The organism is Solidesulfovibrio sp. DCME (assembly GCF_049995385.1).
Taxonomy (GTDB): Bacteria; Desulfobacterota; Desulfovibrionia; order Desulfovibrionales; family Desulfovibrionaceae; genus Solidesulfovibrio.
In genome coordinates, this window is record NZ_CP188261.1 from 2,314,542 (window position 1) to 2,336,397 (window position 21,856).

The window sequence follows — 21,856 nt, forward strand, 5'->3', positions numbered from 1 at the left end:
GCTCTTCTCCCGCGAGGCCAACAGGAAATGTTCCGATCGCGCGGCCTGTTATGGCCGAGCCGTTGTGCCGGCTCGGCGCCGGCGGGATGTTAGGCTCGACGTCATCTCGCCCATGGCATACGAAAAATACGCGCCCGTGCTTCATGGCGGATCGCGGCAACCCACCCCACGAAATCGGAACACGCCGCGCACGGGGAGCGATACCAACAGGGCGCAAGCCGTTTAGGCGGACTTGCCGAAGCCAAACGAGGTCACCATGCACATGCCAGCGCATCCCGTACTCCAGTACCGATGGGCGGTGCGGGACAGTCGGGACGGGAAGGTCCTTGTCCATTACGGCCTGCGCAATCCGCCGCAGCACCAGGAAACGGTCCTGCCCGTGCGGGATGCTCTGGCCGAGGCCCTGGCCGGGCTTGACGGTGCGACGTCCCTGGACAGCCTGCCTGAGACCGTGCGCGAAAGCGAGGACTTCCTGCGACTGGTCTCGCAGGGCATCGTCGTGGACCAAAAGGACCAGCGGCGGCCGTCCACAGCCGATCACAAGCAGACCTGCACCCGATGCGTGGCCGACGACCACTTGCTGCCGGGGCTGGAATTCGATGCCCGTGGCGTGTGCGCCTTCTGCCAGTGCTACGCGCAGGCCGAGCAAATGGGAGCTTCCGCCGGGCCGCGCAATGTGGTGGACGATGCCACCTTACGGTCGATCGCCAAGGGCAACAAGGACTCCCGCTTCGACGTCATGGTCCTTTGCACCGGCGGCAAGGATTCCACCTATCTGTTGTGGTATCTGGCGAAAAAGCTCGGGCTGCGCGTCCTGGCCGCGTCCTGGAACATGCCCTATACCAACGACACCTGCCGCAGGAATATCCGCCGTGCCCTTGAACTGCTGCCGGATGTCGAACTGGTGGAACGCACCCTGCCGGCAAATGCCGTCCGGGACGCCATGCGTTCCCAGTTTGGCCAGGTAGGGATGCCCTGCCTTTGCCCGACCGTGGCCCACGTCCTTTTTTTTCCGCTCGCCGCCGCAGAACGGATCCCGGTGGTCATGCAGGGCGTCGAGGAAGTCCAGCTCGCGGTCATGAGCTATGTCATGCGCAACCTGCAAGGAGGCAAAGGGCCATCCCGGCCGGCGCCCCCGTCCATTCGCGAGCAGACGCTCCAATTCCTGGGCATGGCGGCCGGCGCGCCCGAACCGCCCGATCCCTTTTCCCTTATGGCGGATTACTTCCGCTACCAGCGGTCCATCCGCAGCAGCCTGGACCCGATCTACGGGCCCCTTGACCGCTTCCTTGCGCGGGCCAGGCAGGACGAATCCGTTTTCGTGCCGCAGTTCCTCCGCTTACAGACAAACACGCTGTACGGCTCCTGGGGAGAGGCCACGGCCTTGATGCAACGGGAAATGGACTGGAAGATGCCTCCGGGCCAGAAGGGGTTGCTGCATACCAGCTGTCGCATTGAAAAAGTCAAGGACTACTGCCAGTTCCTGCGCTTTCGCAACATGCGCACCACCGCCTTCCCCCAATCCATCGTGGAAGTGGGCGCGGGGGTCTACTTCGGGCTGCTCTCCCGCGAAGAGGGGCTGCGGGAGGTCGCGGAACTCGGCTACCACCGGGAACCTGCGGTCATGGCCGAGCTGCTCGGCGACCTGGGCATGAGCGACGACGACCGCCACAGCCACGGCGAAACCATTTACTCCCTTTGCGACTGCGGCACGGGCCGTCGGAGCGGAACATGACTGCGGACTTTTTAAACCGATCGGTACCCATTTTTACCGAGGACGGCCTGGCGGTTCTGCGGCGCAAGGTTGTCGCCCTTGCCGGCCTGGGCGGCGTGGGCGGCGGCGCCTTCCTGGCCCTGGTCCGCTGCGGGGTGACCCGCTTTAGGCTGGCGGAAAACGGCGTTTTCGACTCGCCGGACATGAACCGGCAGGCCGGGGCCTTTGGCCCGACCATGGGACGCCCCAAGCTCGAGGTCTATGTGGAGCTGGCCCGGTCCATCAATCCCGATCTGGAGCTTGCGTGCTTCCCGCAAGGGGTTGCCGGGGACGACCTCGAACGCTTTCTGGCCGGCGCCGACGTGTATATCGGCGTCATCGACGTGGAAAAAGGCCACGACGTCAAGGCCATGACCCCGCCTCTCCTCGAGAAGCACGGTCTGCCCATGTTCACCTGTGGGGCCATCGGGTTCGGCGCCCTGCTGGTGGCCCACGAGCCGGGCGGCATGATGCCGGAAGCATTCTGGCGGCGCGTACAGGAGCGGTCCGAAGGCAACCAGGGCTTGCTGCCGTCGTATTTCGGGGATGTCTTCAACCGTCCGGTCATGGCACGCATCGCCGAGGGACATGCTTGCGACATTGTGCCCACAACGGCCATTGGGGCTCTGGCGGCGAACACGCTGCTCGCCTGCGAAGTCCTGACCTGCCTGCTGCGAGGAACCGGGCTTGTGGACCGCGAACCGGTCTTTGCCCCGCGATTTTCCATGGTGGATTTCCTCAACCAAAAACTGGTGGTGGGCGATGTCAGCCTTGGAGCGTGACCGTTTCCTCTCCTGCCGAGGACATGGACCCCACGGAGAGCCAAGGAGATGCGAATGGGACGCGAGGAATTGATCCGAAAGCTCCAGGAGTCGCACCGGGTGATCGAGCCCGGCCAGGAGGTCACGATAGACTCTTTTCGTCCCGAGGATGCCCTCGGCGTCGCCCTGGCGTATTATGAGACATACGGCGACACCTTTCCGCTGGAGCATGTCTACGATCCCAGGGAAATCATCCGCCGTAATGCCACGGACGACCAATACACCGTGGTCGCCCGGACGCCGCGAGGGGAGATCGTCGGACTGATCGGACTGTTTCGCCACGCCCCCAATCCCAACGTCTACGAATCCGGCCAGCTTATGGTTCTCAAGAGTTATCGGAACAGGCACCTCAGTACGGAATTCAGCAAGATCGCCCTCGACAGCCTGCCCAGGCAGTTGGGGATACCCGTGGTCTTTCTCGAGGCCGTGAGCAACCATTCGGTTTCCCAGCGTATCGCTCTCCCCAGGGGCTTGGTATTCACCGGACTCGAGGTGGAATGCATGCCGCCTGGCGTCCACGCCAAGGAGGACGACGCGTCCCACAACATCTCGCTTTTCCTGATGTTCAAGTTGTTCGAAAAGACTTCCTGTGACGTGTATTTGCCTGAGCCATACCGGACGTTTTGCGAGACAATATACGCGGAACAGGCGCTCCCTCGGGTGTTTTCTTCTGCGGCGGCACTCACGGGAGAGACCTTGGCGAGCCCTTTCTTTATTCAGGAGACCGGCCTCATGCGCCTGACCGTAACCCGGGCCGGCAGGGATTTTGCCGAGGTTGTTGCTGCGGCCGAAGCCAAGGCCGGACCACGAGGCGTGCTCCAGCTCTTCCTGAATCTCGGCGACGGGGCCGCTCCCCAGGCCGTGGAGGTGCTGCGCGACAGGGGGTACTTTCTGGCCGGGCTGCAGCCTTATTGGTTCGGTGCGGACGGCCTGCTCATGCAGAAGGTCGGCCGGGAACCGGACTGGGACGCCATCCAAGGCGTTGACCGCAATGCCGCCGTCATACGCGACATGGTTCGCGAGGATTTCGAGCGGACCCGATGCCGGGAGCACAGGTCTGCCTGATCTGCTGGTTGGAAAAGGAGGGCACGCCTCCTTCCGGCAACGTTCCTGCGTCTGGATCACGCCTGGCCATGGTCCACACGCCTGGCCGCCCGAATTAGGTTGCGGATGGCCGCCTCCTTGCCAACCCGCGGCACGGCGCGCTCGATCTCGCGCACGGAGGCCAGCCTGGCCAGGGCGGTTTCACGCTGGAGCCTCGTGAGCTGGGCCAGGGAGCGCGGCAACCCGGCCGGGGCTTCCGTCGCAGGCAGGTTTCCGGCGGCCACGGCGGGAGGGGAATCCGGCCCGGGATCGCCGGCTAGCAGAGTGGCGGCAAAAGCCTGCCGCGCATCCTCGGGCAGCGAGGGGCATGTCGGCGACAGACACTCTGCCCAGGCTGAAGAAGAGCGAAAGGCAGGCGCAAAGAAGGCTAAGGCCGCTTCAAAGTAGGGTAACCCCCTAGAACCTTGAATAAAGCGAGTCAGCGAGAAATGGTGTGATGGGTGAAAATGACCCGATGTATATACGCCCATTTTAGCCCCGTTTGGGCGCGGGCTGATGATTTGGTGCGGGCGACGGCGCAAACGTCGATTGTGGGCCATTGTGGGGCGTCGTCGGGGCGTCCGGACCGGCCCGGATTGGCGGGCGGGACAATCGATCCACGATTCCCGGCCATAGCATCATTGTGGACCGACCGGGGCGCGTGATTCAAAAGTGTAGGGCGACGTTTAGTTTTGTATACAACGACGCATAGTTTTGAAGCTCACCCGACCCTGCCGGGGCGGTTTTAATCCAGCGGCGTCAGCCGCCATTTTGCCACCTGTTTTTCGTCGACGACGCCGTAGTCGCCGGTGTCGGTTTGGAGCAAATATTCCCGGGGGCCGAACTTGCGCAAACGCCCCACGGGGAGGAACTCCGGGGACCGTGGGGGACGATCGGCGGCGTCGAATTGGGGGGTGTCCAGCGAATCCCACACCTCGGCCAGAGAATCATAGGACGGGGCATCCAACCAGGCACGGTCCCAAAACTCATCCGGCGAACACTTGTCCATCGCCTTGATGCCCCGCCAGGCGGCCTTGGGGTCCGTGTAGAACCCGGATGACCCATCACTCACGTAGAGCATCGGGCCGACCATGGCCACGGACACACCCTCACCGTCCACATCCATCAACTGCATACGCGCCAGCTTTGCCGCGATCAGGTCAACGCTCATTGGTGCCCTCCTGTCCTTTGCCCACCGTGCCATTATGACCGCGTCCGGGCAAGTTCCTCGGCTTTGATCCGCTCTCCGGCTAGCCGATAGTATTCAGTGGATAGCTCCACGCCGACGAACCGCCGGCCAGTCTCGATACAGGCAAGGGCCGTTGTGCCGCCACCCAGGAACGGGTCAAGGATCGCACCCCCCTCGGGTGTGATGGCCAGGAGGTCTACCAACAGCTTGATAGGCTTACTCGTCAGGTGGACCTTTGCAGCCGGGTTTACCGGGTGGCGGTAGACACCCGGGAAGCAGCGCCGAGTAAACGTCCGGGACGGGGATTTGACCGCATGGACCACAAACTCGCAGTCCCGGCGAAACGACCCAAGCATCGGGCGAGCCGACGGCTTGTGCCAGACGACAATGCCCCGCCACTCGAATCCGGCCGCCTGGACCGCGTCCGTGACGACTGGAAGTTGACGCCAGTCGGAAAAGACCATGACCGGCGCGCCCGGCTTGGCCAGCCGCCAGCACTCGGATAACCACAGCGTAGCCCACATCACAAAGGACCGCTGGTCCTTGATATCACCGAGCATTGGCGGATAGGAGCGTTTGGCCGCTGCATCAAGGTATTTTTGGGCCGGCTCGACCCGCCTCGCCCCGGCATGCAACCCGCCGCTCGAATAGGGCGGGTCGGTCAAGAGGGCGCCCGCGTGCAGGTGCGGTACAGAACGTCGGTCCACAGCGTGATCTCGGTGGTGAGCTGCTTGAACGTCGCCGCCGTGTGGACGATGGCGTTGCCTGCGGCATCGTCCCAGGTCCAGCCGTCCGGCAGCACCATGCCCCCGGCCAGCTTGGCCTCGAGGCCGGTCATCCAGTCCCGCGCGGAGCGATGGACCGAATAGACGCGGCCTTGGCTGTCGACAAACCGCCCATACATCCTGGCGCTGACCCAGCCATCGATCATCGCCTTGGCCGTCGCGCGCACGGCCTCCATGTCGTCGGCCGGCGCGGAGACCTCGCGATCCTCGGCGCCCATGGCCACGGCCTCGGCGGCCGTGAGGCCGCGACGAAATCGTGTTGCGTCGGCATCCGCTTACCGATGGCCCCCAGCCACTGGCTAAATTTGTACCAGTGGAACGCGGTCGCGGATGCCCCGTCGGCGATGGCGCCGCCGTTGACGCTGACCAACTTGCCGCCGGAGACCGATGCCAGGTAGATATCCACCCAGCGGTTGATGCCCGCGACATACACCATGCCCTCGGGGGCGCAGACGGGACGGTGCTTGAGGTCCCAGACGCTGGCCGGCAGGATGTCGCCGGCCACGTAGCCGGAAAGCGGATGGCCGGAGATGACGCCGACGTCGGTGCAGAGGCAGTGAAACCCGCCTATCTTGCGTGAAGTAGCCTCGGTGTAGCCCGTCGGATACGTCGATCGTGGCGAGACCAATATTGACGCTCCGCTTGCCGACTCAATCGCATACAGGTAAAAGTCCTTGCCGGCCCGTAACAACGGGTTAGTGAAATCGCCGTACACATCAATATCGGCGGCGCACCATGCCTCGGCCTCGTTGAGGGAGATCGACACATACGCGCCGATGCGATACCCGCGCTCGTTAAGCCGAAGATATATCACTGGTGCATCGAGTTCGGTGTGCGCTGCGCCGACGGTCCACGCGGCGCTCCGATGGTACGCCCCCGGCGCGGCGGCATAGTAGGCCACCTGCTCCCACGTTGTGCCGTCGTATTGGTATGGGACGTCTCCGATGACGGCAAGCGCCCCGGTGACCGGGATGGTCTCCACCCACGGACCAAGAGGCGGCGCGAATTGGTAGATGCGGCCCGCCGTCCAGCCGTTGGCCGTGACCGAGGCGATGTACCGGTCCGGGGCGCCCGGCAACTCGGGCTCGCCGTTGGTCGGGTCGTAAATCCATGGCCACGAACTGGTAGCTGCGGCGCGTCTGGAAGATGAAGGGCCGGATGGCGCGGGTGGCGTCGAGGAGGTACCAGGCCGTGCCGGCACCGCCGCCGTAGTTGCTGACGCTCTGCTCCTGGCCCTGGGCGCCGACGGGGTGGTCGGTGTCGAAGAAATACTGGCCGTCGTAGCAGGCCGTGTTGAAGCCGGCCGCCAGCAGGGCGAAGACCAGGGTGTCGGGATGCGTCTTGGCGTCCTGGCCGAGCTGGGTGAACAGCGGGGAGTAGACGCCCAGGGAGTCGTCCTCGATGTCGTCGCGATCCACGCCGACGGTGTTCTCGAAGCTCCGGTTCTTGATGGTGAAGTCGTGGCTCGCCAGGTTCTGGACGACCCGGTCGCCGACCCATTCACGGAAAGTGGTCGTCTTGCCGAGCCACGGGTAGACTTCCTGGGCCTTGGTGCTGGGCACCGTCATGGCAACCTTGTCGTAGTCGCTCTGCGCCCCGTCGAAGGCGCTTTGGAACAGCATCTTGAAGCCGGTGCGCGCGGCGACGAGGCTTTGGGAATTGATGATCATGGGGGCGCTCCTTAGAACTCGACCCAGACACCGAAGACGTCCAGGTCGCGGATGGTGCCCACGGCCGACCTGGTGCCGGTCCCGTCGGTGGGGGCCACGGTTTGGTCGTCCACGGCGTAGGCCTTGCCGTTGATGTGGGCGCGGGTGACCTCGCCGTTATTGGCGAAACAGAAAACGCCGCGCTCGACGGGAACGGCGACGGCGCCGGCCGCGCCGCCGGAATTGTCCACAGACTCCAGGGCGCGGCCGCGCCCCGTAAGCCCCGTGGCCGTGGAGGCCGGCACGGCGTATCCCGAGGCGTTGAGCGCCACCATCGCCCCAGCGAAGATCACCGCGCCGGCCGCGACAGGGTCGCCGTAGCGCTGGCCGGAACGGGCCTTGGTATCGCGGTCCTTGGTCAGGGCGGCCATCAGCCCACCTCCTTGCCGATGTTGCGTTTGTAGTCCTCGGCCGAAAGCCCGAGCTGGGAGCACACGGCCAGGCCGGCCTCGTCGATTTGGCCGGCGGTGGCCGGCGGGCGGCCGCCGGGGCCTTCCTGGCCGGGATTGACGATGGCCGGCATGGCGGCGACGTAGGCCGCGAAGCCGGCGGGGTCCCGGGAGGCGTAGTCCATGGCCCATTCCTTGGTGGAGGGGATGACCTTGCCGGCCTCCATGGCCGCCGCCACGGCGGTGGTGGCCTTTTCCGTGGCCTGGGCATCCTCCAGGGCCTTGAGCCTGCTGGCCACGGCCTGAAACTGCTCCGTGGGCACGAACTTGGCGGGATCGGGGCCGGCGCCCTGCCCCCGCTGGGTCATCAGCGCCTTGGCGCAGGCGGCCAGCCGGGCCGGGGGCACGGGGCCGGTTTCGCCCAGGGCCTGGGCAGTTTCGTTGACGGCCTCCAGGCAGCCGGCCAGGGCCTGGTCGATGACGATCACCTTGGCGTCCTCGGGCAGCCCCAGGCGCTTGGCCATGACGGCCAACGTCTGGCCGGTCTCCCTGGCCAGATCGGCCAGCGTCTTGGCATGGGCGGCCAATTGCTCGGGCTTGGTGTCGGCCGGCAGGCCCAGGGCGGCCAGGAGCGCGGCAAACTGTTTGGGGTCCATCTCGCCTCCGTTGGGGGACCTGGAGGCGATGGCCTCCAGCTCAAGGTTGGGGGTGTTGGTGAGCGCCGCGTGCTCGACGCGGATGATCCGGCCGGCGGCGTCGTGCCAAAAGACGGGTGACAGGTAGCGGTACTCGCGGGCCGCGATGCGCGCGGCCGCCGTCGGCGTCCAGTCCACGCGCGCCCACACGCCATCCTCCCGGGCCTCGTAGGCCTTGAGCCAGCCCCCGGCGATCGCGGGCTGCCCGTTGTCGCGGCTCCAGAGGGTTTGATGGTCGTAGTCGATGGGCAGGTCCGCGCCGGCCGCCGCCGCCAGGGTGGCGTCGATGACGGCCTGGGGATCGTCCAGGCTGTAGGGACCGGCCCCGTCCCGGCCGGTAAACGTGCCGGCCGGCAGGAGCTGCACCCATTTCGGGGCCTCGCCGGCGGGGCCGGCGGCCAGGGGCATGGAGTTGTGGGCGCGTCGCAGCATGGCCCGGACCTTAGCGGCCCGGGCGGCGGAAGGTGGGGCGGACAAATGTCCGACCCAGGCGTTTTATCGGGGACGGGGAGACGGCGGCCGGGGACGGCCGGGAGGTGTTCCCGCCTCGTACCCCTGCGGGGCATCCCGAGGCAACCCCGGACAGGGGCCGAAGCCCTGGTGATGGAGCCGTTATGCGACGCATTCTCGGGTTGTTGTGCGTGGTGGCCATGTCCTGGGCGCTTTCCGGCTGCACCGGATTGGGCGTCCTTGCCGCCAAAATGACGGCGTCCACCATCGGTCCGGCGGCCGCCGACGTCGGGCCGGACGCCGCGCCGCCGGCCGACGCCGGAAGCGCGGACACGGACGCCGAGCTGTCGTCCGGCCTGGAGTGGCTGTGGTCGTCGGTGGTGGGCCTCAAAAGCAAGCTGGCCGTTGTGGCGGCCGTCGCGCCCAACGCGGCGGCCGTGATCGAGAAGCGGCTCGAAACCGCGCGGGAGCTGATCGCGCACGTCGAGGCGGTCGCCCGGCAAGGGTCGGTCGACGACGCCAAGACCCTGTGGCGCCAGGCCCGGGATGCCATCGGCACGGTCGCCGACCTGGTGCAAGGGCTCGCCGTGACGAGCGCGGCTGGGATGTAGGTTATGGTCGGCCCTATCAGTTTCAACGATTTCGTCGGGATGATGACCGCCACTCGTGACGAGTTGGCGCAACTTCGCGCCGCCGCGCCGGTCGCCCCTGCCGTCCCAGTCCCCGCGCCGGCCTCGGCCCCGAGCCAGGACGGCCTGGTCGTGACCATGGCCGGCAGCTACCAACTGCCGGTCGTCATCGTGCGGGCCATGGTGGCCCACGAGTCGATGGGCACACGGCCCGGCACAGGTATTCCAGGCCGCCGTCTTCCTCCTGCTGGTCGCGGGGAAGAAAAACGTGGACCGCGCCCCAATCGGCGGCGTCCTCGAGGCACAGCAAGCGCCGGCCCTCGTGGCCGCCAAGTTCCGGGGCCGTGTAGAAATAGCCGCCGATCTCAAGCCCCTTCTTGCCGACGTCGCGGTAGCCGTCGCCCTTCTTGCCCGGCACCGGGGAGAGCAGCACGTCCAGGGCGCGCTCGTCCGTGATCTTCGGGATGGGATGCGGCCATTCCGCCGCCTTCTGCCACGGCGTTTTGCCGTCCATGCCCTCGCCGGAGTGCGGTTCGTGGGCGTAGACGGCATCGGTCCATTCGTCGCAAAATTTCTGGAGCATGTCGGGAGAAAGCAGGAATTCCGGGGCTTTTTTCAGCTCGCCTTTGCGAAGTCCCCGGGACATGCGCTCCGCAAACGCCTTCCGGTCCTCGATGGCCTTGCGTTCGGCCACGCTATGGCCGACGTACCCGGGCAAATCCTCGAAAAGGTCGCGAAGGAACGTCCCGAAAACCCGCTCCACGTAAGGCTTGTGCTCCGGGGTAAACGGCGGGGCGACGTCGCGGTCGATGCCCAGGGCCAGGGCGATGCGGGTGATATGCTTGCTGACGAAATCCGAGCCGTTGTCCGTGACCAGGGTCTCGACCTGCCCCCAATCAAGCAGGCAGCGGCGCAAGCAAGCGGCCACGGCGGCCGAATTCGAGGACCGCGACACCAAAAAACGTACCCGTCTGGTGTAGACGTCGATGCAGGCCACGATGATGTGCCGGGACTTCTTCTGCCCGTCCCACAACATGACGTCACCCTTGGTGCTGTCCATCTCCCAGCGTTGATTCGGGCGCTCGATGCCTTCGTAGCGGCTTCCCGTGGCCGGCTGGTACTTGGAGCGGCAGGCGTCGGGGCTGGTAATGTCCAGCACGAGGCGCGGATTGTTCTTGCGAAACGCTTTCAGCCAGTCCTGGACCATCTTTTGCGTGATGCCAGCGCCGGGAAATCTTACGTCAAGCCCCTTCAACACCCGTTTTGCGGCAATGGCGGGGCTGACATACAGTTCGCCCTTGATGAATTCGACGATCTCCGGGTTGCGATCGATTTTCCCCGTGCCCAGGCGGTGGCCGTAGTTGCCGGCCAGCCGCGAAATTCCTTTTTCGGCAATGGTTTGTTGCCAGTTCAAGATACTGGTCGCGCACACCGAAGGGAGCAGGGCGCGGACGTCGGCGTCGACCTGGACCGTGCCGTCGTTGTACTGGACAGCGAAGACATGGCGGGCGGTCGAGGGCGGCAGGCCCGAGGAAGCGAGGTACGCCTCGAAGGCGGCAAGCAAGGTGGCCCGGGCCTCGGCGCGGGCCTTGGCCTTGCCGCCCAGGCGAACGTACTTGGCCAGCCCTTCCTGGCGCGCGGCGTCGGACACGGCCTTGGCGGTTTCCTGTTCGAGCTTAAGCTTGAGGCCCTCGCGCCGGCCGGCCGCCGCCGCCTCCGAGGCTGCCACGCGCCCCAAGGCCTCGCGGACGTCGGCGGGGAGGGTTTCGAGCGGGTAAAGGCGGCGTTTACCGCCACGGCCGCGTCCAATCTCCTCGACAAAAGGCCAGGACTCATCGGACGCCCTGTCGTAGACAGCCCGCTCCGAGATTCCCATCGCCTTCGCGATCCGCTTTGCCGTAACCCTGTCTTCCATCGCCGTTTCGGCCTATGCTAGGCCGCCTCCTTCCCTTTCATGTCTTCCGGCAAATCCAGAAAACGCACGGGACACCCCGCATCGACCAGCACCTGCAACACCCGGCGATGATGCCGCTTGCCGTGGATGGTTTCGGAGACATACTCGGGCCTGGCCGCCGCCCGGCTGGCCACCTCGACGTTCGTAAGGCCTTCCCCGACCATCCAGGCGCGTATTTTCCGGCCCTGTCTCATATTCCAGACTCCAGCTTGCGTTTTTTCGCCCGCAGGCGCTTGATCTCTTGTTCCGTTCTCGCCCATTCCAGCAGCTTGGCGTCCTCGCCGTCGATGACCCGCCAGCCCTGGCCGTGCGACCGGGCCAGCAGGTCGAGGGGCTCCGGCGAGCCGAAGGCGTGGCAAAAGACGTTCAAGGCCCTGGTGCTCGGCACGTTCTTGGATTCGTTGGGATTGAGCCACTTTTCGAGGGTGGCCAGGGTCAGGGTCTCGGCGTTTCCGCCGCACAGCCGCACGCCGTAGCGCCTGGCCGCTTCGTTGAGCCGATCCACGGCCTCGGCCCGCGACAGGCCCGACGCCTCGACGATCCGGCTCATGGACGCCGCGATGTCCGCGTCCATGTTGAGGCTGGGCAGGTCCAGCAGGCTGAGGCGTCTGGCGGTGGTCATCAAATCCGTAACCCTCGATCCGATTTTTCCGGTGGGCCGGACATTGTCCTTAACCCCCACCCCTGCTAGACATGAGGCTCCCGGGATTTCCGTATCCCTTGCAAGGCTAGAATTAAAGTCATAACCCATATGGGTCAAGACAAAATTCTACTTCATAGAAAAATTTTATGAAGGATACTTGCAAAAATTCATAACTATCAGAAATGGTTTAGAATTATGTCTATTACACCTTCTGGAGAGACTTCACAGAACACTTCACAGGACGGAACTCGTTCTGCGAAGGAATTTGAGTATCGATTTGCCCGGCTAAAAGAAGCCTGCGGGGCAACGAATGATTCCGCATTGGCGAGATGTCTTGATATTACGCAAGGTTCAATAGGGGTGGCAAAAAAAAGGCTAAAAATACCCAGTGGATGGATAGAGCAAATAGCTGTTAAATATGGAGTTTCAACAGACTGGTTGTTTTTCGGTATCGGAAACAAGGTCATAGACAAAACTCAAATTGCGCCAGCTGGAGCGCAAAACGTCGCCACCATCCCGGAGGGCGAACCCCAATGGATGAGCCCGGAAGCCGCGCCCCGCATGGGTTACAGCCTGATACCCAAGGTTCAGGCGCGCCTGGCGGCCGGCACGGGGAGCCTGGAGACGGAAGGGAAGGTGATCGGCTATTATGCCTTCAAGACCGATTTTCTAAAACGTAAGGGCCGCGCAAGCAAAATGGTCTTGATGGATATAATAGGCGACAGCATGGAGCCCGTCTTGATGGATTCTGACACGGTCCTTATTGACGAAAGCCAGAATTCTATAATAGCCGGCGGGCTTTTTGCGGTAGGGATTGATTCGGCAGTGCTTGTGAAATATGTCGACGCCTTGCCTGGCAAGCTCAGTTTCCGTAGCCGAAACGAACGCTACGCGCCGATTGAAGTGGATATGTCCGGCGACCTGGCCGAAACGGTGCGGATCATCGGCCGCGTCGTCTGGAGCTGCCGTGAGTACGTGCGTTGACCTTCAAAACTATCCGTCGTCATCGCGACGTTTGACCAAAACTAAGCGTCGTCGGCCCTGTCTCGCTTCACAGGCCCCCGACGACGCTTGACACCCCGTAAAACCGCCCGGCCCGGGCCTTCCCGTCCCATCATATCCCACCTCCTCCCGGCATATCCCGGATCGCTCCCCCTTCAAAACTAAGTGTCAGGGCACAAAAAGGGCGGGGCAGGGGCGGGGTAAAATCGGCCCACAAAAAACAACGGGTTAGGATTTTGCCCTAACCCGTTGAAATTTTTGGTGCGCCCGGCAGGATTCGAACCTGCGACCTACGGATTCGTAGTCCGGCACTCTATCCAGCTGAGCTACGGGCGCACTCGAGAAAAGGATGTCTACGCGCCTTGCCCGGGACCGTCAACACTTTTTTGCGCCCGTGCCCATTTCCCTGGTTTTTTTCGCCTGTCAGCCGCCTGGCGAACCGTACAACAAAAGAGGCCGCCACGGGCATGCCGCAGCGGCCTGGAAAGACCGGGCAATCGGACTACTCGCTGACCACTTCCGCCTTCTCGATGATCACCGGCACCACGGGCACGTTCTCGTGGAATCCCTTGGTCATCGTCGGCACGGCCTTGATGGCGTCCACCACTTCCTGGCCCGAAACCACCTTGCCAAAAACCGCGTAACCCCAGCCCTGCGGGTTCTTGCCGGTGTGGTCCAGGAATCCGTTGTCCGCCACGTTGATGAAAAACTGGGCCGTGGCCGAATGCGGATCGGCCGTGCGGGCCATGGCGACGGTGTAGGCCTTGTTTTTCAGCCCGTTGTCGGCCTCGTTCTGGATCGGGGCCTGGGTGCCGCGCTCCTTCATGGTCTTGTCCATGCCGCCGCCCTGGATCATGAAGCCGTTGATCACCCGGTGGAACACCAGGCCGTCGTAATGGCCGGCCTTGACGTACTTGAGGAAGTTCTCGGTCGTGATCGGGGCTTTTTCCTTGTCCAGTTCGATGACGATGTCGCCTTTGCTGGTCGTCAGCTTGACCATGGGTTTTCCTCCCTCGGCCCGGGCGACAGGGACGCCGCCCAGGGTTGCGGCCAGAACGCAGCAAAGCGCCACAAGCGCCCGCAGCCAGGAAATCCGGCCATGTGTCACCATAACGTAACCCTCCGAAAAAAGTTGTACCGCCCTAAAGGAAATTTGCATTCCCGTCGAGAGTAAAAAACAATCGTCGGTTTCCATTGCCATTTTCCGACGAAAACGTCACAGTCCCCGCCAATCGAAACCCTTTCATCCCGGGTACGTGCATGACCGAGCCGAAAAGAGGACAAAACCGCGTCGTCGTCTATCCCGATTGGTGCAAGGGCTGCGGCATCTGTGTCGCATTTTGCCCGAAACACGTACTCGCCACCGGCCCCGATGGCAAGGCCAGGGTCGTGGACGAGGACGCCTGCGTCAACTGCGGATTCTGTGAACCCCATTGCCCGGATTTCGCCATCGTCGTGGCGCCGCGAAACGGCAATGGCCGCAATGGCGGGCCCAAGCCCGCCACAAAAGAGGCCGAACCGGCCGGCGACCCCTCGCCCCCGACGCCGGCCGACGAGGCCCTACCGGCCGCCCAACCATCGCCCCCGACGCCAGCCGCCCCGGACAAGGAGGGACAGCCGTGAGCCAGGTCCGCAAAAAACGCCGCGAAGCCTTCCTGCTGGGCAACGAGGCCGTGGTCGAAGGCGCCCTGGCCGCCGGCTGCACCTTCTACGCCGGCTACCCCATCACGCCCTCCACGGAAATCATGGAAACCATGGCCAAGCGCCTGCCCCTGCTCGAGGACGGCGTCTTCCTCCAGATGGAGGACGAGATCGCCTCCATGGGCGCGGTCATCGGCGCCTCCCTGGCCGGGCGCAAGGCCATGACCGCCACCTCCGGCCCCGGGTTTTCGCTCATGCAGGAGCAGATCGGCTACGCCGCCATGACCGAGACGCCGCTGGTGCTCGTGGACGTCATGCGCGGCGGGGCCAGCACCGGGCTGCCCACCAGCCCCGGCCAGGGCGACGTGCAGCAGGCCCGCTGGGGCGCCCACGGCGACCATCCCATCATCGTGCTGTCGGCCTCGGATGTGCCCGAATGCCTGGAAATGACGGTCGTGGCCTTCAATTTCGCCGAAAAATACCGCACACCGGTCATCCTGCTCCTCGACGAGATCACGGCCCACACCCGGGAGAAGATCAGCCTGCCCGAGCCCGGCGATTTCGAGGTCTTTTCCCGCCTCGTCCCGACCATGCCCCCGGAATGGTACAAGCCCTACGAGGAAACCCTGCGCGGCGTGCCGCCCATGCCGCCGGTGGGCTCGGGCTACCGTTTCCACGTCACGGGGCTGTCCCACGACCCCCTGGGCTTTCCCACGGCCCGGCCCGAGGAAGTCCGGACCATGGTCGAGCGGCAGTTCCGCAAGATCGACCGTTTCTTCCACGACATCCAGCTCGTGGAGCACGTGGACACCGACGACGCCGAGGTGCTGGTCATCGCCTACGGCTGCGTGGCCCGCTCGGCCCGGCTGGCCGTGCGCCAGGCCCGGGAGGCCGGGGTCAAGGCCGGGCTGCTCATCCTCAGGACGCTCTATCCCTTCCCCCGGGTCCATGCGGAAAAGCTCATGCGCAACTGCCGGCTGGTGGTGGTGCCCGAACTCAACGTGGGCCAGATCTCCCGCGAGGTCAAACGCGTCAACGAGGGCTATGTCGCCGTGCGCACGATCAACCGCATCGACGGCCAGATCATCACACCGTCCCAGATACTCAAGGAAATCGCCTGACAGGGACGGTGCCCGGAATGTGTCGTGCCCACGGGAGCGGGGAGGAAGCCCCGTCCCGGCGTCGCGCCAACGGGACCGGCGGCAGCGCCCCGTCCCGGCAAGCCAAGGAGATCGCCTGATGGCCGAGGTCACCCAGCTCATCCACCAGTACCTGCGCCACAACAAGAAGTTTCCGCTGGTTTTCTGCCCGGGCTGCGGCCACGGCATCGTGCTCGGGTCGCTGGTGCGCAGCGTCCACGCCCTGGGGCTTTCCAAGGACGAGGTGGTCATCGTGGCCGGCATCGGCTGCTCCGGCCGCATCGCCGCCTACGTCGACTTCAACACCGTCCACGCCACCCACGGCCGGGCGCTGACCATCGCCACGGGCATCAAGATGGCCAACCCGGGGCTCACCGTCATCGCCGTCATGGGCGACGGCGACGCCTTTTCCATCGGCGGCAACCACTTGATCCACGCCGCCCGGCGCAACATCGGCGTGACGGCGCTGGTGCTTAACAACTTCATCTACGGCATGACCGGCGGCCAGTGCTCGTCCACCACCCCAGAAGGCGCCTATTCCCACACCAGCCCCATGGGCCAGCTCGAGGCCGCCTTCGACATCGTGGAGCTGACCCGGGCCGCCGGGGCTTCCGGCGTGGCCCGGGGCACGGTTTTCCACGTCAAGGCCCTGGACGGCCTCATCACCGCCGCCCTGACCCAGCCCGGCTTCAACCTGGTCGAGGCGCTCACCCCGTGTTTCACCCAGTACGGCCGGGGCAACGGCTTCAAAAGCGCCGTGGACATGTTCAAGTGGCTCAAGGAAAAGGCCGTGCCCCTGGAAACGTATGCAAAGCTCGAGGACAAGGCCGGGCGCATCCCCATAGGCGTCTTCGTCAAGCGCGACGCCCCGGGGCTGGAAACGCGCTACGCCGCCATGCGCGAGGCGGTTCGGGCCAAAAAGGGAGGCGCGGCATGAACGGCAAGGATACGGTGCTTGCGCGCTACGAAATCCGGCTTTCGGGCCTCGGCGGCCAGGGCATCCTGACCATGGGCCGGCTTTTGGGCCAGGCCCTGGCCCTCTACCACGACTACCACGTCACCCAGACCCAGAGCTACGGCCCCGAGGCCCGGGGCGGGGCCAGCCGGGCCGACCTGGTCGTCAGTTCCGAGCCCATCAGCTACCCCAAGACCGAATACCTCGACCTGCTGGTGGCTCTGTCCCAGGAGGCCGTGGCCAGCTACGCCCACTACCTCAAGCCCCGGGGGACACTGGTCATCGACACGGAACTCGTGCGCCAGACCCCGTCCAACGTCTTCCTGGGCCTGCCCTTTACCGCCCTGGCCCGGGACACGGTGGGCGTGCCCCAGGCTACCAACGTGGTGGCCCTTGGCGCCGTGACCTGGCTTTTGCCCTTCGCCAAGCCCGAGGCCGTGCGCAAGAGCCTCAAGGCCTCGCTGCCGGAAAAGATCCGGGCGGTCAACCTGCGGGCCTTCAACCTCGGCTACACCGAGGCGAAAAAGCGCCTGGGCGAGCCCATGACCATCCCCGACGTGGCCGGCGCTGACGGGCAGGATGAGGAACGCATGGATTTGTGCAACGTCATGGCCGACGATTGACGGCGGACGGGCCGCGCATGGATGGATTTTTCCCGGGGAAATAGGCTAGGGAAAGGGACCAGACCGCCACGTCAAGGCAGGAGGCGGCCCGTGCGTTCCCAGCCCGGGCCGGGGAGAAGCGTCCATGCACCTGACCGAACACGCCGGCAAGGCGCTTCTGCGCGCAGCCGGCATCGAAGTGCCGCCCGGCCTCGTCGTCGGGCCGGGTGAGGAGGCCCGGGTTTCGCCGCCCTGGCCTGGCCCCTGGTACCTCAAGGCGCAAGTCCTGGCCGGCGGCCGGGGCAAGGCCGGCGGCGTGGTGCGGCTGGAGGCGGCCGAGGCCATCGCCCCGGCCGCCGAAGGCCTGTTCGCCCTGGCCATCGGCGGGGCGACGCCGCCTTTTTTGCTGCTGGAGCCGGCCGTCCCCCATGACCGGGCCGTGTACCTGTCCCTGGGCGTTTCGCGGCAGCGGCGGAGTTTGTGCCTGACCGTGGCCGGCCAGGGCGGGGTGGACGTGGAGGGGCTGGCCGGCAGCGACGCCTTGCTCGTCCTCGACGTGCCGCCGCCGTTTCTCCTGACCTCCCGCCTGGCCAGGCGGGCGTTTTTCCACCTGGGCTTGCCCAAGGCGATCTGGCCGGCGTTCGAGTCGCTGCTTAAGCGGCTTTTTGCGGCCGTGGCCGACAACGGCCTGCTGCTGGCCGAGATCAACCCCCTGGCCGTGACCCCGGACGGACGGTGCGTCGCCCTGGACGCCAAGATGATCCTCGACGACAGCGTGGTGGCCCTGCGGCCCGACCTGCGCCGCCTCGGCGACGACCGCTTGAAACCTGCCGCCGAGCGCCGGGCCGCAGCCTATGGCCTGGCCTTTGTCGGCCTGCCGGGCCGGGTGGGGCTTTTGGCCAACGGCGCCGGGCTGGCCATGGCCACCATGGACGCCCTGGAATCGGCCGGGTTGCCGGCGGCCAATTTCCTGGATTTCGGCGGCACGGCCGACGCCGTGCGGCTGCGGGCGGCCTTTGACCTGCTTTTCGCCGACGCGCGCGTGGCCGCCTGCCTGGTCAACATGTTCGGCGGCATCCTGTCCTGCGCCGATGTGGCCGGGGCGCTCATCGAGGCCCTGGGCGACGCGCCGCCGGCCCGGCCCGTGGTGGTGCGCTTTGCCGGCAACAGCGCCGCCAAGGGGGCGGACATGCTGCGTCGCCTCGGCATGCCAGCCCTGCTCGTGGCCGAGGACATGGACCAGGCCGTGGCCATGCTGTCCGAACTCGTGCCCGTGGGCCCCCGGCGCGGCCTGGATACCCCGGCCGCCGAGGCTTGCCGCATGGCGCCGCTGGGGCCGGGGACGACCGGCCTCGCCGCCGGCGTCGTGAGGCTTCCGTCGCTGCTCGATCTGGACGGGGAAAGCGGGGTGCTCGTCCAGGGCCTGACCGGCCGGGCCGGACGGCTGCACGCGGCGCGCATGCGGGCCTACGGCACGCGCGTCGTGGCCGGGGTGACGCCTTTTCGCGGCGGCGAGGACGTGGACGGAGTGCCGGTTTACGACACCGTGGCAAAGGCCGTGCGCCACCACGACATCGCCCTTTCGGTGATCTTCGTTCCGGCCCCGGGCGCGGCCGACGCCGTCCTGGAAGCGGCCGAGGCCGGTATCGCGCGCATTGTCTGCATCACCGACGGCGTGCCCCAAAAGGACATGCTGGCCGTGCGGGCGGCGCTTTGCGGCCGGGCCACGCTGTTTCTCGGCCCCAATACGCCCGGGATGCTCCTGCCCGGGCGCATGCAGGCCGGCATCATGCCACCCGAGCCCTTCCTGCCCGGGCCGGTGGCGGTCTTTTCACGAAGCGGCACCCTGACCTACGAAGTCTGCTCGCGGCTGTCGGCGGCCGGCATCGGCCAGGCCCTGGCCGCCGGCATCGGCGGCGACCCCTTCGGCGGGGCGGGCTTCGTGGAGCTTCTGCGCATGGTGCGCGACGACGACCGGGTGCGGGCGGTCATGCTCATCGGCGAGGTCGGCGGCCGGGCCGAGGAGGACGCGGCGGCCTGCGTGCTGGCGGAGGGCTATCCCAAGCCCGTGGCGGCCTTCGTGGCCGGGCTGACCGCCCCGCCGGGCCGGGCGCTGGGCCATGCCGGCGCCCTGCTCGAACGCCCCGGCGGAGTGGTGGAGAAGCTGGCCTGCCTGTCCCGGGCCGGCATCGCGGTCTGTCCGGAACTGGGCGACGTGGCCGGGGTGATGGCCGGATTGTTGTGTGGCTAGTGGCGGGCGGGGTGGCTCAATTGCCCGGGGCCGGAGGCGACTGGTCCTTGGCGGCCGGCTTTTTTTCCCGCTTGGGCCGCACGTAGCCTTTGTACTTGTCCTCGATCTTGGACTTGTCCTTGGCGAATTCCGCCGCGTCCTTGGCGTGCTCGCGTTCGGACCAGGCCCGGTAGCGGGCTTCGGCCGCGTCCGTTTTGGGATTGGAGGGGTGGGGTTTGGCCGGGGTGGCCGGCTGTTGCTGGGCCGGCGGCTGGGCCTGGGGCGCCGGGGTCGGGTCGGCGGCCAGGGCCATGGCGGCCGCGGCCAAGACCATGGCCGAACAGAAAAGCGAAACGACAACCTTGTTGCGCATGCATTCTCCCTGACGGCCGCATGGGCCGCAATCGCATCCGCAGGAATCAATCACATTTCCCGGCTCCCGGCAATGGCCGCAACTTCCCTGCCTCCCTGGTCAAGCGCGCCGGGATGACGTAGGAACGGACCATGACGGATGCATCCCTGCCCCTGGACGACCCCGCCTTTGTGGCCTCGCTCATGGAGGCCTCGCCGGATCTGTTCTTTTTCAAGGACGCGGGTTGCGTCTACCGTTATGTCAACAAGGCCTTCTGCGACCTGTTCGCACTGTCTCGCGACGCGATCATCGGCCATACCGATTTCGAGATCTTTCCCGGCGACAACGCCGCCCGCCATTACCGGGCCGATCAGACCGTGCTGGCTACCGGCCGGTTCGCCTCCTTCGAATACGAGGTCGTGCACGAGGCCCGCGCGGTCTGGCTGCAGGTACTCAAGACACCGGTGCGCGACGGCTCGGGCCGCATCAACGGGATTTTCTGCACCGCCCGCAACATCACCACCCGCAAGCGCCTGGAAGTCGACGCCCGGCTCGCCCGGCGCGAACTGGAAAAGGACCTGGCCGAGCAGGCCGAGGACCTGCGCCGCGTCAACCAGGAACTGCGCCGCCAGATCATCCAGCGTCACAAGGCCGAAAAGGCCCTGGAGGAATCGCTGCGCAGCCTCAACCTCATCTTCGAGAACAGCCCCATCGGCATCTCGTTCGTGACCGACCGCGTCGTGCGCCGGGCCAACCCGCATTTCCACGCGCTCTTCGCCTGCCCGCTGAGCGGCATCGTCGGCAAGCCCACCTCCGCCTTCTACCCCGACGCCGCCGCTTACGAGGCCTTCGGCGAACGGTACTACCCCCTGATCGCCCGCGGCGAGCGGGTCGACATCGTGCACCCCATGCGCCGTTGCGACGGCTCGACTTTCTGGTGCCGCATCATCGGCCAGGTCCTCGATCCCGACAAGCCGCAAGCCGGTTCCGTCTGGCTCATGGAGGACGTGACCGAGCGCCAGATGGCCGAGGAGGCCACCCGGGCCGCCGAGCGCCTCAAACGGGAGTTCATGGACAACATGACCCATGAGATCCGCACGCCCCTCAACGGCATCATGGGCATGGCCGAGGTCCTGGCCGGCACGGAACTTTCCGAGGAACAGCGCGACCTGGTCGAGACCCTGCGCCACAGCGCCGGGAACCTGACCGAATTGCTGGTGGGCATCCTGGACTACGTCCGCCTGGACGCCGGCGGCGAGGCGACCCGAAACGACCCCTTTCACATCGGGGACATCGTCCAGGGGGCGATCAATTCCTTCGGTGCCTCGGCCATGCAAAAAGGCCTGGCGCTGTCCTCCCGCATCCACCCCGGCGTGCCCGAAGTGGTGGTCGGCGACGGGGCGGGCCTGCGCCGGATCCTGGCCGCCTTGGCCAGCAACGCCGTCAAGTTCACCGACGCGGGCACGGTGGCGGTGGAGGTCATGCCCGGCCACGGCTGCCGGCCGGGGGCGCTGGAGACGCCGCGTGACGGGGCCGTGGTCCTGTCCTTTGCCGTGCGCGACTCCGGCATCGGCCTGTCGGCCGCGGAGCGCCGGTCCATTTTCGAGCCCTTCCGCCAGGTCGACGGCAGCATGACCCGGCGGTTTGGCGGCGTGGGCATGGGGCTGGCCATTGCCCGCAAGGTGGCCGAGGCCATGGGCGGCGTCCTGGATGTGGAAAGCGAGCCGGGGGTGGGGAGCGTTTTTTGTTTCAGCGCGCCGTTTGGCCTGCTGGAGGACGCGGAGGGCGAGGTTTAGGCCCCCGTGACGCCCCCGAGACGGCGAACCGCCGGTTGG

Annotated in this window: 24 protein-coding genes and 1 tRNA gene; 11 read left to right on the forward strand and 14 right to left on the reverse strand. The window is 66.0% G+C overall.

The window, feature by feature from the left end:
* The first annotated feature begins 256 nt into the window (after nucleotides 1-256).
* The 3 genes from ACP59X_RS09850 to ACP59X_RS09860 are packed head-to-tail and all read left to right on the forward strand — an operon-like array spanning nucleotide 257 to nucleotide 3,639.
* Entirely contained in the window at nucleotides 257-1,735 is a 1,479-nt protein-coding gene (locus ACP59X_RS09850) for an adenine nucleotide alpha hydrolase family protein (protein ID WP_428568685.1), read from the forward strand.
* Nucleotides 1,732-2,535 (forward strand): ThiF family adenylyltransferase, encoded by an 804-nt coding sequence (locus tag ACP59X_RS09855; protein WP_428568687.1) that lies wholly within the window; start codon nucleotides 1,732-1,734, stop codon nucleotides 2,533-2,535. The genes ACP59X_RS09850 and ACP59X_RS09855 overlap by 4 nt, the downstream gene beginning before the upstream one ends.
* Before the next feature lie 54 nt (nucleotides 2,536-2,589).
* On the forward strand, nucleotides 2,590-3,639 hold the full coding sequence (locus tag ACP59X_RS09860) for a GNAT family N-acetyltransferase (RefSeq protein ID WP_428568690.1): 1,050 nt from the start codon (nucleotides 2,590-2,592) through the stop codon (nucleotides 3,637-3,639).
* 56 nt (nucleotides 3,640-3,695) lie between these two features.
* On the opposite strand, the gene ACP59X_RS09865 is transcribed toward ACP59X_RS09860, so the two are convergent.
* The 8 genes from ACP59X_RS09865 to ACP59X_RS09900 form a co-directional block, all read right to left on the reverse strand.
* Nucleotides 3,696-3,902 carry a hypothetical protein gene (locus ACP59X_RS09865; RefSeq protein ID WP_428568693.1) on the reverse strand — a complete coding sequence of 69 codons (207 nt, stop codon included), beginning with the start codon at nucleotides 3,900-3,902 and terminating at the stop codon, nucleotides 3,696-3,698.
* A 500-nt stretch (nucleotides 3,903-4,402) separates the two neighbouring features.
* Nucleotides 4,403-4,828: a hypothetical protein gene (locus ACP59X_RS09870; RefSeq protein WP_428560457.1), complete on the reverse strand. Its 426-nt coding sequence runs from the start codon at nucleotides 4,826-4,828 to the stop codon at nucleotides 4,403-4,405.
* Between the two features lie 32 nt (nucleotides 4,829-4,860).
* Nucleotides 4,861-5,511 (reverse strand): DNA-methyltransferase, encoded by a 651-nt coding sequence (locus tag ACP59X_RS09875; protein WP_428568696.1) that lies wholly within the window; start codon nucleotides 5,509-5,511, stop codon nucleotides 4,861-4,863.
* On the reverse strand, nucleotides 5,508-5,849 hold the full coding sequence (locus tag ACP59X_RS09880) for a hypothetical protein (protein ID WP_428568698.1): 342 nt from the start codon (nucleotides 5,847-5,849) through the stop codon (nucleotides 5,508-5,510). Before ACP59X_RS09880 ends, ACP59X_RS09875 begins: the two co-directional genes overlap by 4 nt.
* The gene (locus ACP59X_RS09885; RefSeq protein WP_428568701.1) at nucleotides 5,774-6,397 is read right to left on the reverse strand and encodes a phage major tropism determinant; all 624 of its coding nucleotides are present in this window, start codon (nucleotides 6,395-6,397) and stop codon (nucleotides 5,774-5,776) included. Before ACP59X_RS09885 ends, ACP59X_RS09880 begins: the two co-directional genes overlap by 76 nt.
* A gap of 28 nt (nucleotides 6,398-6,425) precedes the next feature.
* The gene (locus tag ACP59X_RS09890; protein WP_428568703.1) at nucleotides 6,426-7,301 is read right to left on the reverse strand and encodes a Mu-like prophage major head subunit gpT family protein; all 876 of its coding nucleotides are present in this window, start codon (nucleotides 7,299-7,301) and stop codon (nucleotides 6,426-6,428) included.
* An 11-nt stretch (nucleotides 7,302-7,312) separates the two neighbouring features.
* On the reverse strand, nucleotides 7,313-7,711 hold the full coding sequence (locus ACP59X_RS09895; protein ID WP_428568706.1) for a hypothetical protein: 399 nt from the start codon (nucleotides 7,709-7,711) through the stop codon (nucleotides 7,313-7,315).
* Complete coding sequence (locus tag ACP59X_RS09900) at nucleotides 7,711-8,856, reverse strand: phage protease (protein WP_428568709.1); 1,146 nt, start codon at nucleotides 8,854-8,856, stop codon at nucleotides 7,711-7,713. The genes ACP59X_RS09895 and ACP59X_RS09900 overlap by 1 nt, the downstream gene beginning before the upstream one ends.
* Before the next feature lie 182 nt (nucleotides 8,857-9,038).
* Between ACP59X_RS09900 and ACP59X_RS09905 the strand changes: the two genes are divergently transcribed.
* A complete protein-coding gene (locus tag ACP59X_RS09905; protein ID WP_428568712.1) occupies nucleotides 9,039-9,485 on the forward strand; it encodes a hypothetical protein in 447 nt (148 codons plus the stop codon).
* Between the two features lie 184 nt (nucleotides 9,486-9,669).
* On the opposite strand, the gene ACP59X_RS09910 is transcribed toward ACP59X_RS09905, so the two are convergent.
* The 3 genes from ACP59X_RS09910 to ACP59X_RS09920 form a co-directional block, all read right to left on the reverse strand.
* On the reverse strand, nucleotides 9,670-11,232 hold the full coding sequence (locus ACP59X_RS09910) for an integrase catalytic domain-containing protein (protein ID WP_428568716.1): 1,563 nt from the start codon (nucleotides 11,230-11,232) through the stop codon (nucleotides 9,670-9,672).
* Nucleotides 11,233-11,435: 203 nt separating this feature from the next.
* Nucleotides 11,436-11,651, reverse strand: coding sequence for a helix-turn-helix domain-containing protein (locus ACP59X_RS09915; protein ID WP_428568719.1), 216 nt, complete (start codon nucleotides 11,649-11,651; stop codon nucleotides 11,436-11,438).
* Complete coding sequence (locus ACP59X_RS09920; RefSeq protein WP_428568722.1) at nucleotides 11,648-12,079, reverse strand: hypothetical protein; 432 nt, start codon at nucleotides 12,077-12,079, stop codon at nucleotides 11,648-11,650. The genes ACP59X_RS09915 and ACP59X_RS09920 overlap by 4 nt, the downstream gene beginning before the upstream one ends.
* Before the next feature lie 216 nt (nucleotides 12,080-12,295).
* On the opposite strand from ACP59X_RS09920, the gene ACP59X_RS09925 reads away from it, so the two are divergent.
* On the forward strand, nucleotides 12,296-13,084 hold the full coding sequence (locus ACP59X_RS09925; protein WP_428568726.1) for a LexA family transcriptional regulator: 789 nt from the start codon (nucleotides 12,296-12,298) through the stop codon (nucleotides 13,082-13,084).
* Nucleotides 13,085-13,361: 277 nt separating this feature from the next.
* Here ACP59X_RS09925 and ACP59X_RS09930 read toward each other — a convergent pair.
* Nucleotides 13,362-13,438, reverse strand: a tRNA-Arg gene (locus ACP59X_RS09930).
* 166 nt (nucleotides 13,439-13,604) lie between these two features.
* A complete protein-coding gene (locus ACP59X_RS09935; protein WP_428568729.1) occupies nucleotides 13,605-14,213 on the reverse strand; it encodes a peptidylprolyl isomerase in 609 nt (202 codons plus the stop codon).
* A 149-nt stretch (nucleotides 14,214-14,362) separates the two neighbouring features.
* Between ACP59X_RS09935 and ACP59X_RS09940 the strand changes: the two genes are divergently transcribed.
* The 5 genes from ACP59X_RS09940 to ACP59X_RS09960 all read left to right on the forward strand — a co-directional run bounded on the left by ACP59X_RS09940 (nucleotide 14,363) and on the right by ACP59X_RS09960 (nucleotide 19,690).
* Nucleotides 14,363-14,725: a 4Fe-4S dicluster domain-containing protein gene (locus ACP59X_RS09940; protein WP_428568733.1), complete on the forward strand. Its 363-nt coding sequence runs from the start codon at nucleotides 14,363-14,365 to the stop codon at nucleotides 14,723-14,725.
* The gene (locus tag ACP59X_RS09945) at nucleotides 14,722-15,864 is read left to right on the forward strand and encodes a 2-oxoacid:acceptor oxidoreductase subunit alpha (protein ID WP_428568736.1); all 1,143 of its coding nucleotides are present in this window, start codon (nucleotides 14,722-14,724) and stop codon (nucleotides 15,862-15,864) included. The genes ACP59X_RS09940 and ACP59X_RS09945 overlap by 4 nt, the downstream gene beginning before the upstream one ends.
* 118 nt (nucleotides 15,865-15,982) lie before the next feature.
* Entirely contained in the window at nucleotides 15,983-16,819 is an 837-nt protein-coding gene (locus tag ACP59X_RS09950; RefSeq protein ID WP_428568740.1) for a 2-oxoacid:ferredoxin oxidoreductase subunit beta, read from the forward strand.
* A complete protein-coding gene (locus ACP59X_RS09955) occupies nucleotides 16,816-17,460 on the forward strand; it encodes a 2-oxoacid:acceptor oxidoreductase family protein (protein WP_428568745.1) in 645 nt (214 codons plus the stop codon). Before ACP59X_RS09950 ends, ACP59X_RS09955 begins: the two co-directional genes overlap by 4 nt.
* A gap of 124 nt (nucleotides 17,461-17,584) precedes the next feature.
* Nucleotides 17,585-19,690 (forward strand): ATP-grasp domain-containing protein, encoded by a 2,106-nt coding sequence (locus ACP59X_RS09960; RefSeq protein WP_428568748.1) that lies wholly within the window; start codon nucleotides 17,585-17,587, stop codon nucleotides 19,688-19,690.
* 16 nt (nucleotides 19,691-19,706) lie between these two features.
* On the opposite strand, the gene ACP59X_RS09965 is transcribed toward ACP59X_RS09960, so the two are convergent.
* Nucleotides 19,707-20,042, reverse strand: coding sequence for a hypothetical protein (locus ACP59X_RS09965; protein ID WP_428568751.1), 336 nt, complete (start codon nucleotides 20,040-20,042; stop codon nucleotides 19,707-19,709).
* A gap of 131 nt (nucleotides 20,043-20,173) precedes the next feature.
* On the opposite strand from ACP59X_RS09965, the gene ACP59X_RS09970 reads away from it, so the two are divergent.
* On the forward strand, nucleotides 20,174-21,817 hold the full coding sequence (locus ACP59X_RS09970) for a PAS domain-containing sensor histidine kinase (RefSeq protein WP_428568755.1): 1,644 nt from the start codon (nucleotides 20,174-20,176) through the stop codon (nucleotides 21,815-21,817).
* Nucleotides 21,818-21,856: the final 39 nt, after the last annotated feature.